The following is a 14,849-nucleotide window of genomic DNA, read 5'->3' on the forward strand; positions in this document are numbered from 1 at the left end:
GGGCATGGTCCCCGACAGGGGGTGCGGGTTCGAATCCCGTCATCGGCCAAAGGCCGGTGTGGCGGAATGGCAGACGCGCCAGGTAATAGTCCCGTCGTCGATCCCTGAACTCGGACACCCTCCTTCTGTTGCGCCTCCTCCGAAACTCCAATGAATTCGGGGGGAATTCACCATGGCGCGATTCAACACCAAGTCGGCACGGGCGCAGCCCACTTTGCGAGTCACTTCGACGGGACGGGTGCTCCGTACCTACCAGGGCGGCCTGGGCCGGGAGCGGGACGCGCGCTCCGAGCTCTTCCTGCTCGCCGTCTCCAACTTCGTCTCGCAGCGGACCTTCTACGAGACCGGCGCCGACCGCGACGACCGGTTCGCGGGGCTCGTGCGCGAGCTCGCCGTCACCGACCCGGAGTGGACCGCGGGCCTGCTCGGCTGGCTGCGCGGCGAGGGCAACATGCGGACCGCCTCGCTCGTGGGCGCCGCCGAGTACGTGCACGCACGGCTGGCCGTGGGCGCCACCGGCGGCCCCTCGAACCGGCAGGTCGTCGCGTCCGTGCTGCGGCGGCCGGACGAGCCCGGCGAGCTGCTCGCCTACTGGACCGCCACCCACGGCCGTGCCGTCCCCAAGCCCGTCAAGCGGGGGATCGCCGACGCCGTACGGCGGCTCTACCACGGCAAGTCGCTGCTCAAGTACGACACCGCGTCCAAGGGCTACCGCTTCGGCGACATCCTCAACCTGGTGCACGCGGCGCCGGACCCGGACAAGCCGTGGCAGGGCGAGCTGTTCCGGTACGCGCTGGACCGGCGGCACCACCCGGACACCGCCGTACCGCCCGGGTCGAGCCCGGTGCTCGCCGCGCACCGCGAGCTGATGGCACTGCCCGTCGAGCGGCGGCGCGCGGTCGTCACCGGGCCGGGCGGCGCCGAGCGGCTCGCGTCGGCCGGCCTGACCTGGGAGGCGCTGGCCGGCTGGCTGCAGGGGCCGATGGACAAGGCGGCCTGGGAGGCCGTGATCCCCTCCATGGGGACCATGGCGCTCGTCCGCAACCTGCGGAACTTCGACGAGGCCGGGGTCTCCGACGAGGTCGCCGCCCAGGTCGCGGCCCGGATCAGCGACCCGGCGGAGGTGGCGCGGTCGCGGCAGTTCCCCTTCCGGTACCTCGCCGCGTACCAGCACGCGCCGTCGCTGCGCTGGTCCTACCCGCTGGAGCGGGCGCTCGGCCACTCGCTGGCCAACGTGCCCGCGCTGCCGGGGCGGACGCTGGTGCTCGTCGACCGGTCCGGCTCGATGTTCTACTCGCGGCTGTCCGACCGCTCGGAGCTCAACCGGGCCGACGCGGCGGCGATCTTCGGCACGGCGCTCGCGCTGCGGGCGGCCGACGCGGACCTCGTCGAGTTCGGTACGACGAGCAGGCGGCTGGAGTTCGACCGGGCCGAGTCGGTGCTGAAGATCCTCGGCCGCTTCGGCGACCTGGGCGGCACCGACACCACCTCGGCGATCCGCGCGCACTACCGGGGGCAGGACCGGGTGCTGATCGTCACCGACGAGCAGTACGCGTACCACCAGCACGGCGACCCGACCCGGCAGGTCCCGGCGCACGTCCCGGTCTACACCTGGAACCTGGCCGGCTACCGGGTCGGCCACGGCCCGTCCGGAAAGGCCGGCCGGCACACCTTCGGCGGCCTCTCGGACGCGGCCTTCCGCATGGTGCCGCTGCTGGAGGCGGCGCAGGACGCCGACTGGCCGTGGGCGACGGCGGCCTGACCGTCGCCCCTCGATCGTGACCCGCACCTTCACGGGGGGTGCGGGTCACACCCATGCCCGCCCTGCCGCGCCCTCTTGCCTGCCACGCCACTGATATCTAACATTTCAGTTCATGGAGGCCCTACGACCCCTGCCCCGCACCCTGCTCCGCGACCGCGCCTACACCGCGATCCGGGACGCCATCGTCGCCGGGGAGATCGAACCCGGCGCGGTGGTGCGTGACGCCGAGTTCGCGGAGCGGCTCGGGCTGTCCCGGGCGCCGGTGCGGGAGGCGTTCGCGCGGCTCGTCGACGAGGGGCTGCTGGAGAGCAAGCCGCAGAGCTACACCCGGGTCACCCCGGTGGTGGCCGCCGAGGTGCGGGACGCGGCGGCCGTGGTCGGCGCCATGCACGAACTGGCCACCCGGGCCGCCGTGCCCCGGCTCCGGGACGCGGACCTGGACGAGATGCGCGCGGCCAACGTGCGGTTCGCCGGCGCCGTACAGGACGGTGACGTGGACGAGGCGCTGCGCGCCGACGACGAACTGCACGACGTCCTGGTCCGCGTGGCGGGCAACCGCGCGGCCGCCGCCACCGTCGCCCGCTACACCCCGCTCATCCGCCGCCTGGAGCGCCGCCGCTTCGGCGAGGGCGGCTCCTGCCGCTCGGCCGGGCTGCACGAGGGGCTGATCAGGGCCTGCGCGGCCGGTGACACGGAGGCGGCGGTCCGGGTCACCGCGGAGATCTGGCGCACCCTCGCCGACCTGGCCGACGACGACACCACCGACTGAACCGCCCCTCCAGGAGGCCCCCCATGTCCCTTTCCTCGTACGACCGTTACCCGCTCCTCTTCGGCCCCTCGCCGGTGCACCCCCTGGAGCGCCTCACCGCCCACCTCGGCGGCGCGGCGCTGTGGGCCAAGCGGGAGGACTGCAACTCCGGGATCGCGTACGGCGGGAACAAGACGCGCAAGCTGGAGTACCTGGTCGCGGACGCGCTCGCCAAGGGCTGCGACACCCTCGTCTCCATCGGCGGGGTGCAGTCCAACCACACCCGCCAGGTGGCCGCCGTCGCCGCCCGCGCCGGGCTCAAGTGCGTCCTGGTCCAGGAGAGCTGGGTGGAGTGGCCGGACTCCGTCTACGACAAGGTCGGCAACATCCTCATCAGCAGGCTGGCGGGAGCCGACGTACGGCTGGTCCGGGCCGGGTTCGGGATCGGGTTCAAGGAGAGCTGGGAACTGGCGCTGCGCGAGGTCGAGGAGTCCGGCGGCAAGCCGTACGCCATCCCGGCCGGCGCCTCCGACCACCCGCTCGGCGGCCTCGGTTTCGCGGGCTGGGCCTATGAAGTCGCCGAGCAGGAACGGCAGTCGGACGTCTTCTTCGACACCGTGATCGTCTGCTCGGTGACCGGGTCGACCCAGGCCGGCATGGTCGCCGGGTTCGCCGCGCTGGAGCAGGCGGGCGGCCGTGAGCGCCGCGTCATCGGCATCGACGCCTCGGCCAAGCCCACCGAGACCCGCGAACAGATCGCCCGCATCGCCCACCGCACCGGCCGACTCATAGGCGTCGAGCGGGAGTTGACCGTCGACGACGTCGAACTCGACGAGCGCTACCACGCGGGCGTCTACGGCATCCCGGACGACGCCACCCTGGCGGCGATGCGCCTCGCGGCCCGCACCGAGGGCATGGTGACGGACCCGGTGTACGAGGGGAAGTCGATGGCGGGGATGATCGACCTCGTCGAACGGGGCGAGATCGCCCCCGACTCCACGGTCCTCTACGCCCACCTCGGCGGCCAGCCGGCGCTGAACGCGTACAGCGCCCTGTTCTAGGCCGGGACCGCGACATCGTCGGCGGAAGACGGACGGGCTCATCATGCCCCTGCCCGACCATTTCTCGTACTCCGCTCTTCTTCCAATCAACAGAGCCGAACCGGCCGATTGCCTAACGTAAAGGGATGCCGCCGCTCTCCACCAGGCAGCGCCGGAGCGTACGTCTCGTCCTGCTCGCCGTGCTGTCGGTCGCCTTCGTCGTGTCCGTGCTCTGGCTGGCGCTGGAAGATCTGTCCACCGCCAGCGCATGGGCCGGTGTCCTGGGCCTCTTCCTCACGCTCGGCGGGCTGATACTCACCCTGGCGGACGGCCTCGGCGCGACCGGCTCCGCTCCCCTCGCCCCCGACCAGCTCGCCGACGACCTGGCACGGACCGTCCAGGACAGCTGGCGCGAGGAGGCCGTCGCACGCGGCCTGCGCCGGGCCGGCGTGCTCCCCCTGGCATGGGCGGCCACCGGGCGGGCGGTCAGCGACGCTCCGCACAACATCGTCGGACAGCCTCCGGGATCACCCCTTGTGCTGCGTCTGCGGCTGGACGGCCGGCTGACCGGCACCCTGGACGAGAGCGCCGAGGCATTGGCCGCGGCGTACCGCCAGGTGCCCAGCGGACGCCTGGTCGTCCTCGGCGAACCGGGCGCCGGCAAGACCGTGCTCGCCCTGCTGCTGACGCTGGGGCTGCTCGACGTCCGTGGGCCGGGAGAACCGGTTCCGGTGCTGCTGGCACCCTCCGGCTGGGATCCCGTCAGCGAGCCCCTGGACGACTGGATCGTACGGACGGTGGCCGCGCTGTACTACCGGGGCCAGCGCGAGGTGCCACGGCTGCTGCTGGCCCGAGGGCTGCTGCTGCCGATCGTCGACGGACTGGACGAGATCTCCGAGGAAGCCCGCCGCAGCGCGGTGAAGGCCATCGACCACGCCGTCGGGCAGGATCGTCCCGTCGTCGTGACCTGCCGCTCCGCCGAGTACGAGGACGTGATCACAGCGGGGTCACCGACACCGGCCGCGGAACTGCACACGCTGCGGCGCGCCCCGGTGGTGGAAGTGGCCCGGGTCCCCGCGGAGGCGGCCATCACCTATCTCTCCGACGTGCACTGGCCCCCGGGAACGGACTGGAGCCCTGTCTACGCGCACCTGCGTACGGTGTCCGACAGCCCGGTGGCGACCGCTCTGACCACGCCGCTGATGATCTCCCTGGCCCGCGTGGTCCATGAGCGGCTCGGCGGTGACCCGGCGGAGCTCCTCGATCAGAGCATGTTCCGCTCCCGGCACGCCGTGGAGGACCATCTGCTCGGGCAACTGGTCCGGGCGGCCTACGCACCCGACCGGCTCCCGTCCGGAGCACCACTGGCCCTGGCCCGGCACGCCCCCGACACCTCGGACGCCCTGCGCTGGCTGACGTACCTCGCCCGCCATCTGCACCGCCGGCGGGAACGCGACTTCGCCTGGTGGCTGCTGCCGGGGCGGGCCTTCTCGACCTGGACGGTGCCCGCCCTCGGGCTCGCCGTGGCGGTACCGGTCATGACCGTGGTCACGGCCTGGCTGCTGTGGGCCGGGTTCCCCGACACCGCCAACCTTCCGGGTGCTCCCGGACCTGTCACCGTCGGGGCGTTCGCGGGCGCCGGCACCGGGGTCGTCGTGATCATCACCTGGTACGCCGGAGCGACGCGCCGGCCCGGGCGGCTCGCCTTGACCCCGCGAGGTTCTCTGTCCCGCCTGCGGCGGGGCCTGTGGTACGGCCTGATGGTCACCGGCGTGCCGGGCCTGACCGCCGTGGTGGCCGCGGCCGTCGGGATCTCCGTCGGCGGCGGCTGGTCCTACTCCTCGACCCGCCACTACTGCACGGTCGTGGCAGTGGGAGCGATGCTCTGCCTGACCGTGAGCCTCGGTCTCGCGATGCAGAGCTGGCTGGACGCGGCCCCGGTGCGCTCCGCGCACGCCGACCCGGTCGCCCTGTTGCGCGAGGACCGCCGTGCCGCGCTGGTCGGCGCACTGGCGGCGGGCGTCATCACGGCCCTGCTGGCCTTTCCCGCCGTCATCGCCGGGCTGGTCGCGGGATACCTGATGAACGCGGCCCTCACCGGGTGGTCGGGGGAGCCGAGCCTGGCTCAACTCGTCTCCTACGCCCTCGACATCGTGCCGGGGAACCGGCCCGAGGATCTGACCGCGGCCACCATCGCGGGCCTCGTGGGAAGCACCGTCGCGCTGCTCACCTGTCTGCCCAGGCCGTGGCCCCGGTTCGCGCTCACCACCTTCGTCCTGGCCGTTCGCGGCCGGCTGCCGTGGCGGTCGATGCGCTTTCTCACGGACGCCAGGGCCCGGGAGATCCTCCGGCAGTCCGGGGGAACCTTTCAGTTCCGCCATGCCCGGCTGCAGGAACGGCTGGTGGAGCAGCCGTACCCGGCCCGCACGCCGAGGAGGGCGCGCAACGCCGCGATCGCCGTCGCGGCCACCGCCGCCGTACTCGCGTCGGCGGGGAGCCTGTTGGTCCACCGCATGCCGGTGGACACGTCCCGGGCGACGCTGCTCATCCGTCATCCCGGGGGGATCGACATCAGTGCCGACGGCACCGTTCTGGCGGGCGTGCACGGAAGTACCGGGCAGACGCGGCTGTGGGACCTCAGGCACAGAAAGGCGCTCACGACCCTGCCGACCGGTTGGGTGGACAGCATGACCATCAGCGCCGACGGTCGGGAACTGGCCACCGCCCGGAACGACTACCACGGGAACTCGATCATCAAGGTGTGGAACACCAGGTCCGCCCGTGTCGTCAGCACCGTCCGTGTCGAGAAGTTGCTGGAGCAGGGTCTGGATCTCCTCGAATTCAGTGCCGACGGCCGGACCCTGGCGGCCACGTTCAACGACTCGTGCGAGGTGAAGGTGCTGAACGCCGAGACCGGAAAGGTCCGGATCACCCTGCATACGCACTGCGTCGTGCAGGACCTCGCGTTCGAAGCGGGCGGGCACGCGCTCACGACCGTGACGGACACCGCCTGGAACGCCGGGCATGCCGGATGGCAAGTATGGGACACGACGTCGGGGAAGCTGCTGAAGACGGCGGCATTCGGCGAGGAGAGTGAGACGAAGATCGATCGAAGCGGTCGGGTCATCGCTCTGGCCGGATCGGGAACATACACCTTCTGGAATATTCGGTCGGGCAGGAAGATCAGTTACGCGGATATCGCGGGCAACAGGGCACTGACCTTCAGCCAGGACGGGCGACTCTTCGCCACCGACGACCCGGTGTCGAACGATGTGATCGTCATCGATGTGGCCACCGGCAGAGCCGTGGGGAAACCGACGCAGGGGCATCGCGCTCCGGTCGACAGCGCCGCGTTCAGCGCCGACGACCGCACCCTGGTCACCGCCAGCGGTCAGGACGGGACGGCCAAGTTCTGGAACGTCGCGCGGCCGTGACCGTCGCCGCCGTGGCACGCGGCGATCGGGTCCGGGCCCGCCGACGATACAGTGCACACCGTGCGGGCGGACGATCACCAACAGGACTCACGCGTCGGGCGGCCGGACGGCCCCCGGCGCCGGGCCACGATCCACGACGTCGCCCGCCTCGCCGGCGTCTCCCGGCAGACCGTCTCCCGTGCGGTCAACGACAAGGGTGAGATCGACCCGGTCACCAAGGAACGCGTGCTGGAGGCGGCGCGGCTGCTGGACTACCGGCCGAGCCGGTTCGCCCGGGGGATGGTGCGCAAGGGGGCGGTGACCACCGGTCTGGTGATCCCGGACCTGATGAACCCGTTCTTCCCCGAGGTGGCCGCCGGGGTGCTGGAGGCGGCCGAGCAGCGCGGCTGGCAGGTCGTGGTGTGGGACTCCCGTACCGACGTGGACCGTGAGCGCGAGGCCCTCGACGTGCTCTCGCACCAGGCGGACGCGGTCGTCGGCTACTTCAAGAACGAGGACGCGGAACTCGCGCGGCTGCTCGGCGGAGTGCCGCTCGTGCTGCTCGAACGCGGCCCGCAGCAGACCCGGTTCGGCGCCGTCGGCATCGATGTCGCCGTCGGTATGGAGCGGGGCGTCGCCCATCTGGTCGCGGCCGGGCACCGCCGGATCGGGCTGCTGGACGGCGATGGCCTCTCCGCTCCAGGCCCGCGCCGGGCGGCCTTCCTCGACGAGGCCCGGCGGCACGGGCTGCCGGTCGACCAGGGGTGGATCGTGCTCTGCCCCGAGCACAGCGTGGCGGGCGGCGAGATCGCCATGGCCCGACTGCTGTCGGCGCACCCCGAGGTGACCGCCGTCGTCGGCTTCAACGACCTGATCGCCATCGGCGCGATCCGGACCGCCCGGAGCCGGGGGCTGCGGGTGCCGGACGACCTGGCCGTGCTCGGCTTCGACGGGCTCTCGCTCGGCGAACTGGTGGAGCCCGCGCTCACCACCCTGCACATCGACAAGCGCCGCCTCGGCCGGCTGGCCGTCGAGCAGGTCGCCCGGCTGCGGGCCGGCGAGGAGCCGCTGACCGGCGCGGACGCCTGGGTGATCCCCGAACTGGTGGTGCGGGCCTCGGCCTGAGCCGTCGTACCGGATCCCGGCGGTCCCGAACAGCTCTGACACCACGTCAACAGATAGCGCTTGCACGTCTCTTGACTGGTCTTTTCGGCCAGCCCAATACTCGTCGGCAACGTTCACGTGAACGTTCACGGGGCCTTCGACATCGTTGTCCTCCCCTTGCTCCGGAAAGGCGGGTGCGCGCCCATGGCACCACACCGAACGATCTCCCGCAGGCGGCTGCTGGGGGCCTCCCTGGGCGGCGCGGGTGCCGCGCTGCTGGGGCTGTCGGGATGCGGGACGGGCAGCGGCTCGATCTCCGCGGGCACCGACCACCTCACCATCTGGTACTGGAACGGCTCGCTGAGCGACAAGCTGCTCGCCACCTCCGCCAGAGGGGTTCCCGGGGTCTCCGGCCTCAAGGTGAAGGGCGCGCCGATCGCCGGCGACTACCGGGGCAGGCTGCGCACGGTGATGGCGGCCCGCGCCTACGTGCCGGACCTGGCCTGCCTGAACTCCCCGATCGGGGACTACTTCCCGGACGAGAACGAGTTCCTCGACCTGAGGGACCTCGGCGCGGACGCGGTCGAGGACGAGTACCTGGCCTGGAAGTGGAAGAGCTGCGTCAGCCCGTCCGGCCGGATGATCGGCTTCCCCCTCGACGCCGGCCCGACCGCGCTCTACTACCGCCGCGACCTCTTCGAGGCGGCCGGACTGCCCACCGAGCCCGCCGAGGTGGCCGAGGCCACCTCGACCTGGGAGAAGTACCTCGACGTCGGCAAGACCCTCAAGGCGAAGGCGCCCGGCAAGCCGTACCTGATCTCGCAGATCGCGTACGTCTTCCGGATGGCGCTGTACCAGAGCCCCAAGCAGTTCGTGGACGCCGACAACCACTTCATCGGCGACCAGGAACACGTCAAGCGGGCCTGGGACCTGGCCGTGGAGACCTACCGGCAGGGACTGAGCGCCCGTGTGCTGGACGGCACGCCCGACTTCAACTCCGCGCTCGGCGGCGGCCGGATCGCCTCGATGAACACCGCCGTCTGGTACATCAACGGCCTCAAGGACACCGCCCCCAAGACCGCGGGGAAGTGGCGGCTCACCACGATGCCGGGCGGCCCGGCGAACTACGGCGGCTCGTACGTCGGCATCACCCGCTACTGCCGGGACCCGGAAGGCGCGTTCGCCTTCCTCAAGTGGATGCTCGGCCCCGCGAACCAGCTGAAGAGCTATCAGGAGATGGCGCTGTTCCCGACCACCCCGGCCGCCTACGACCGGCCCGCGATGCGCAAGCCCGATCCCTTCTTCGGCGGCCAGATCCCCGTCGACGTCTTCGGACCGGCCGCCGAGAAGGCCCCGGTCATCTTCTTCAGCGCCTACGAGAACACCGCGAACACCCCTGTCTACCAGGAGCTCACGAACGTGGAGACGCTCGGCAAGAACCCCGACAAGGCGTGGCGTGACGCCATGGACGCGTCCCGGACCGCGCTCGCCCAGCGGGGGGTGAGCTGACATGGCCGCAGTGGCACAGACATCGTCGGCGGCGGACGTCACGGAGCCGGTCCGCGCACCGGCCCCGCGCGGTCGCTGGCGGCGCCACCTGCCGTCGTACGCCGCCATCTCGCCGTACTACGTGCTCTTCGCCGTCTTCGGCGCGTTCCCGGTGGGCTTCTCGCTGTACCTGTCCTTCCAGGACTGGGACGGGATCGGGGACATGAAGTTCGTGGGCTTCCGGCAGTACTACTGGCTGCTGCACGACTCGGTGTTCTGGCACGCGCTGCTGAACACCTTCGAGATCTGGTTCCTGTCCACGGTGCCGATGCTGTTCCTGGCGCTGGTCCTCGCCTTCCTGCTGCACTCGCAGACCCGGTTCTCCGCGGCCTGGCGGGTGGCGTACTTCATCCCGAACGTCACCTCGATGGTCGCGATGACGATCGTCTTCGGCTCGGTCTTCGCCCAGGCGGGCCTGGCCAACTCGCTGCTCAAGGCGGTCGGGGTGGACGGTGTCAGCTGGCTGACCTCGGCGCTGGGCATCAAGTCGGCGATCGCCCTCATGATCATCTGGCGGTGGGTGGGGTACAACGCGCTGATCTTCCTGGCCGGTCTTCAGGCCATCCCCACCGAGCTGTTCGAGGCCGCCCGGGTGGACGGGGCGAACAGCAGGCAGCTGCTCTTCCGGGTGATCGTGCCGCAGCTGCGGCCGGTGATCCTGTTCGCCGTCATCACGTCCACCATCAACGGCCTGCAGATCTTCACCGAGCCGCAGGTGCTCTTCTACTCGGACGACCCGGGCACCGCCGGCGGTCCCGGCCAGGAAGGCATGACGATCGTGCTCTACCTCTGGCAGAAGTCCTTCAACGACCTCCAGTTCGGCTACGGGGCGGCGATGGGCTGGCTGCTCTTCGCGGTCATCGCGCTGTTCGCGATCATCAACTGGCGGCTGGTGTCCGGCTCCGGCCGCGACGACCGCCCCGGCATCCCGCTCGGGAAGGAGACCGGCCGTGGCCGCTGAACGCACCGCCTCGAACGCGGGGCTCGCCATCGGGGCCGGGAGCAGGAGCACCCGGATCGCCGTCCGGATCGCCCTGCTCCTCGGGGTGCTGGTCTCGCTGTTCCCGTTCTACTGGCTGGTGGTGATGGCCTCCGTCACCACCCAGGACATCCTGGCCTACCCGCCCCGGCTGCTGCCGGGCGACCAGCTCCTGCACAACATGCGGGAGGTGATCCACCGGATCGACTTCTTCACCTCGCTCTTCAACACGGTCGTCGTGGCCACCGTCGGCACCCTGCTGGTGCTGTTCTTCGACTCCCTGGCCGCCTTCGCGTTCGCCAAGTACGCCTTCCCGGGCCGGAAGATCCTGTTCGGGATCCTGCTGGCCACCTACATGATCCCGGCGCAGCTCTCGCTGGTCCCGCAGTTCGTCACCATGGCCCACTTCGGCTGGGCCGGCACCCTGAAGGCGCTGATCGTCCCGGGGGCGGCCAACGCGTTCGGCATCTTCTGGATGCGCCAGTACGCGCAGAACTCCCTGCCCGACGAACTCCTCGACGCCGGACGCATCGACGGGGCCGGTTTCTTCCGCCTGTACTGGCAGGTGGCGCTGCCGCTGTTCCGGCCCGCGCTCGCGTTCCTCGGCATCTTCACCTTCATCAGCCTCTGGAACGACTACATCTGGCCGCTGGTCGTCATGGTCAACCCCGACAAGGTCACCCTCCAGGTCGCCCTCGCCAACCTCAACGTCGCCTACAACACCGACTACGCGGTGGTGATGGCGGGCGCGCTGATGAGCGTGCTCCCGCTGATCGTGGTGTTCCTGATCGGGGCCCGGCAGTTCCTGCGGGACCTGGCGGCGGGGGCGACGAAGATGTGATCAGGGCCGGGCCTGCTCCCGGCGCGGGTTCGTGATCACGAAGGCCGCCACCAGGAACGCGACCGCCGCGACCAGCGCGCCGATGCCGAAGGCGCGGGCGGCGCCGTGGGTGAGGACCTGCGCCGGGGTGCCGGTGGCGTGCCGGGTCGCGGTGCCGTACACCGTGACCAGGACGGCGAGTCCGAGGGTGCCGCCGAGCCACTGCAGGGTCTGCATCAGTCCGGCGGCGGCACCCGCCTCGCGGGGTTCGATGCGGGCGAGGATGGTCGCGTTGAGCGGCATGAAGCTCAGCCCGACGCCCATGCCCAGCAACAGCAGCGGGCCGAGCAGCCCGGTGGCGTAGCCGTCGCCGGGCCGCAGCCGCCACAGCCAGCCGCCGGCGGCGACGAGCAGGGTGGTGCCGGTCAGCAGGATCGGCTTGGCCCCGAAGCGGGCCAGCAGCTTCGGCAGCAGCCGTACCACCGTGAACATGGCCAGGGTCATGGGCAGGAACGCGACCCCGGCCCGCAACGGGCTGTAGGCCAGGACCTGCTGGCAGACGAGGGTGAGGAAGTAGAAGGCGCCGAACATGCCGGCGGGCAGCAGCATGATGGTGAGGTAGCCGCCCGCCCGGTCGCGGTCGGCGAACAGCCGCAGCGGCATGATCGGCTGCCCGGCCCGGGACTCGATCAGGGTGAAGCCGCAGAGCAGTGCGACGGCGCAGCCGAACCCGAGCAGGGACTGGGTGTCGGTCCAGCCCTCCTCGGAGACCCGGATGAACGCGTACACCAGCGAGGTCATCCCGGCGGTCCCGGTCAGCGCGCCCGCCGCGTCGAAGCGGCCGGCGTGGCGCGGGGTCTCGGCGACGAACCGGGGCAGGGCCAGGAACAGGGCGATGCCGATGGGGACGTTGATGAGCAGCGCCCAGCGCCAGGAGGCCCAGGAGGTGAGCATGCCGCCGAGGACCAGACCCACGGAGGCGCCGATGCCGGCCATGGAGGAGTAGACGCTCAGGGCGTGGTGGCGGCGCGGTCCCTGGGGGAAGTTGGTGGTGATCAGGGCCAGGGTGCTGGGGGCGATCAGCGCGGCGCCGACCCCTTGCAGCGCACGGGCCGCGAGCAGCCAGCCGCCCTCGGCGGCCACCCCGCCGAGCAACGAGGACAGGGCGAACAGCAGCGCTCCGGCGCCGAGCGTACGACGGCGGCCGACGATGTCGCCGACCCGCCCGCCGAGCAGTAACAGGCCGCCGAAGGCGAGGGTGTAGGCGTTGAGCACCCAGGACAGGCCGGTGCGGCTGAACCCCAGGCTCCGCTGGATGTCGGGCAGCGCGACATTGACGACGGTGGAGTCGACGCCGACCATCATGTAGGCGGCGACGATGACGAGGAGGGCGGAGCGGAGCCCGGCGGGATGCGGGGAGCCCGGCGGGACACCGGCGGGGGTGGCGGATACGGACGGGCTGGACGGGGCGGACATGAGGTTCTCCCGGTCTGTGCGTCCCCCTGTACGCCCCCGGCGCGAACGGGCAGGCCGACTGCCCGTGGAGCACACGGCGATAAGCGGGGACTGTCTCCGTTTAGTGCTCGACAAGATACGGAGAGAGTCCCCGGTTTGCAAGGAGTAACTGGATGACGCAGGTCAGGCCCATGCGCGCGGACGCTCGGCGCAACTACGAGCGCTTGCTGAAGGTGGCCGTCGAGGCCTTCGCCGAGCATGGGGAGAACGCCTCGCTGGACGACATCGCCAAACGGGCGGGCGTCGGCTCCGGCACGCTCTACCGGCACTTCCCGACCCGGCAGGCGCTGCTGGAGGCCGCGATGACCGACCGGATGGAGGCGCTGGCGGCCAGCGGTGACGCGTTCGCCGCGGAGCTGCCGCCGGGGGCGGCGCTCATGGAGTGGCTGAACGAACTGTGCGTCGCCACCATCCAGGTACGCGGTCTGAAGGCCCTGCTGGGCTCGGCGGTCACCGACGGCAGCTCGGCCCCGCTGACGGCCTGCGGCCGGCTGGTGCGCGGCACGGCCACCCGTCTGGTGGACGCGGCGAAGGAGGAGGGCACCCTGCGCCCGGACATCGAGCCGATCGAACTGCTGCGCCTCGCGCACGGACTCGCCACGGCATCGGAGCTGGCCAACGGAGAGGGCCAGGACATCCGGCGGTATCTGTCGCTGCTCACGGAGGGGCTGCGGCCGTAGCACCCACGGCCGCGCACCCGCTCCCGGGATACCTCTAGAGGGACTCCGCCCCCGGCTTCACCATGTTGCGGACCGTGCGGGCCTTCACGAACTGGCCCATCGCGGTCATGTCCCACTCGCCGGAGAACTGGCGGACGAGCTTGGCCATCATCACGCCCGTCTGTGCCTCGGCGTTGGTGAGGTCGAAGCGGGCCAGCTCCTCGCCGGTCGCGGCGTCCAGGAGCCGGCAGTAGGCCTTGGCGACCTCCGTGAACTTCTGGCCGGAGAAGGAGTTCACCGTGAAGACCAGGCCGGTGACCTCCGGGGGGATCCGGCCGAGGTCGACCACGATCACCTCGTCGTCGCCGCCTCCCTCACCGGTGAGGTTGTCGCCGGAGTGCTTGATCGCGCCGCCCAGGATGGACAGCTTGCCGAAGTAGCAGCTGTCGATGTGGTTGCGCTGCGGGCCGTAGGCGATGACCGAGGCGTCCAGGTCGATGTCCTTGCCGCGGAACGCCGGCTCCCAGCCCAGGCCCATCTTGACCTGGGAGAGCAGCGGGCGGCCGCCCTTGACCAGGGACACCGTCTGGTTCTTCTGGAGGCTGACCCTGCCCTTGTCCAGGTTGATCTTCCCGGCGCCGGGGGCGGGCGGGGCGGGCGGTGCCGGGGGCGCCGGGGGAGCGGCGGGCGGGACCGGCTGGGTGGCGGCGGGCGCGGGTGCGGGTGCGGGCTGGGCCGCGGGGGCCGGAGCGACCACGGCGGCCGGTTCCTCCACCGTGACGCCGAAGTCGGTGGCGATACCGGCCAGACCGTCGGCGTACCCCTGGCCGACCGCGCGGGCCTTCCACGCGCCGTTGCGCAGATAGATCTCCACGACCACCAGGGCCGTCTCCGTGCCGAGCTGCGGAGGCGTGAAGGTGGCCAGCACCGAGCCGTCGGCCGCGTCGCGGATCGTCGCCGTCGGCTCGATGCCCTGGAAGGTCTGGCCCGCGGCGTCCGGGCTCGCCGTGACCACGATCTTCTCGATGCCCGGCGGGACCGACGCGGTGTCGACGATGATCGCGTCGGGCGCCGTGCCACCGCCCGAGCGGTAGGTCACGCCCGCGCCCGCCGGCTGGTTGTAGAAGATGAAGTCGTCGTCGGAGCGCACCTTGCCGTCGCCCGTGAGCAGCAGGCCCGACACGTCGAGCCGCACGGGAGCGGCGACGTCCACCGCCACCCGGGAGGCGGAGAGAGGGATGTTCGAGCCAGGGGTCATAGC

Annotated in this window: 11 protein-coding genes; 9 read left to right on the forward strand and 2 right to left on the reverse strand. The window is 71.4% G+C overall.

Annotated features, from left to right (window positions below; genetic code table 11):
• Window positions 1-172: 172 nt before the first annotated feature.
• The 8 genes from ACIPSJ_RS07880 to ACIPSJ_RS07915 all read left to right on the forward strand — a co-directional run bounded on the left by ACIPSJ_RS07880 (window position 173) and on the right by ACIPSJ_RS07915 (window position 11,435).
• Window positions 173-1,762 carry a TROVE domain-containing protein gene (locus tag ACIPSJ_RS07880; RefSeq protein ID WP_401344335.1) on the forward strand — a complete coding sequence of 530 codons (1,590 nt, stop codon included), beginning with the start codon at window positions 173-175 and terminating at the stop codon, window positions 1,760-1,762.
• Between the two features lie 112 nt (window positions 1,763-1,874).
• A complete protein-coding gene (locus tag ACIPSJ_RS07885) occupies window positions 1,875-2,531 on the forward strand; it encodes a GntR family transcriptional regulator (protein WP_359224910.1) in 657 nt (218 codons plus the stop codon).
• A 23-nt stretch (window positions 2,532-2,554) separates the two neighbouring features.
• A complete protein-coding gene (locus ACIPSJ_RS07890; protein ID WP_401344337.1) occupies window positions 2,555-3,571 on the forward strand; it encodes a 1-aminocyclopropane-1-carboxylate deaminase in 1,017 nt (338 codons plus the stop codon).
• A gap of 125 nt (window positions 3,572-3,696) precedes the next feature.
• Complete coding sequence (locus tag ACIPSJ_RS07895; protein ID WP_401344339.1) at window positions 3,697-6,984, forward strand: hypothetical protein; 3,288 nt, start codon at window positions 3,697-3,699, stop codon at window positions 6,982-6,984.
• A 51-nt stretch (window positions 6,985-7,035) separates the two neighbouring features.
• Window positions 7,036-8,088, forward strand: a complete 1,053-nt coding sequence (locus ACIPSJ_RS07900; protein WP_401344341.1) for a LacI family DNA-binding transcriptional regulator — start codon at window positions 7,036-7,038, stop codon at window positions 8,086-8,088.
• Between the two features lie 183 nt (window positions 8,089-8,271).
• Window positions 8,272-9,576: an ABC transporter substrate-binding protein gene (locus ACIPSJ_RS07905; RefSeq protein WP_401344343.1), complete on the forward strand. Its 1,305-nt coding sequence runs from the start codon at window positions 8,272-8,274 to the stop codon at window positions 9,574-9,576.
• Window position 9,577: 1 nt separating this feature from the next.
• Window positions 9,578-10,576, forward strand: coding sequence for a carbohydrate ABC transporter permease (locus ACIPSJ_RS07910; protein ID WP_401344345.1), 999 nt, complete (start codon window positions 9,578-9,580; stop codon window positions 10,574-10,576).
• Window positions 10,566-11,435, forward strand: coding sequence for a carbohydrate ABC transporter permease (locus ACIPSJ_RS07915; protein ID WP_401344347.1), 870 nt, complete (start codon window positions 10,566-10,568; stop codon window positions 11,433-11,435). The genes ACIPSJ_RS07910 and ACIPSJ_RS07915 overlap by 11 nt, the downstream gene beginning before the upstream one ends.
• Here ACIPSJ_RS07915 and ACIPSJ_RS07920 read toward each other — a convergent pair whose 3' ends face one another.
• The gene (locus ACIPSJ_RS07920; protein WP_401344349.1) at window positions 11,436-12,890 is read right to left on the reverse strand and encodes an MFS transporter; all 1,455 of its coding nucleotides are present in this window, start codon (window positions 12,888-12,890) and stop codon (window positions 11,436-11,438) included.
• A 152-nt stretch (window positions 12,891-13,042) separates the two neighbouring features.
• Here ACIPSJ_RS07920 and ACIPSJ_RS07925 point away from each other — a divergent pair, with 152 nt between their 5' ends.
• Window positions 13,043-13,609: a helix-turn-helix domain-containing protein gene (locus ACIPSJ_RS07925; protein ID WP_355715154.1), complete on the forward strand. Its 567-nt coding sequence runs from the start codon at window positions 13,043-13,045 to the stop codon at window positions 13,607-13,609.
• A gap of 34 nt (window positions 13,610-13,643) precedes the next feature.
• On the opposite strand, the gene ACIPSJ_RS07930 is transcribed toward ACIPSJ_RS07925, so the two are convergent.
• Window positions 13,644-14,846 (reverse strand): TerD family protein, encoded by a 1,203-nt coding sequence (locus tag ACIPSJ_RS07930; RefSeq protein ID WP_401344351.1) that lies wholly within the window; start codon window positions 14,844-14,846, stop codon window positions 13,644-13,646.
• Window positions 14,847-14,849 lie beyond the last annotated feature (3 nt).

It is taken from the genome of Streptomyces sp. NPDC090088 (assembly GCF_044747345.1).
In the GTDB taxonomy this organism is placed as follows: domain Bacteria; phylum Actinomycetota; class Actinomycetes; order Streptomycetales; family Streptomycetaceae; genus Streptomyces.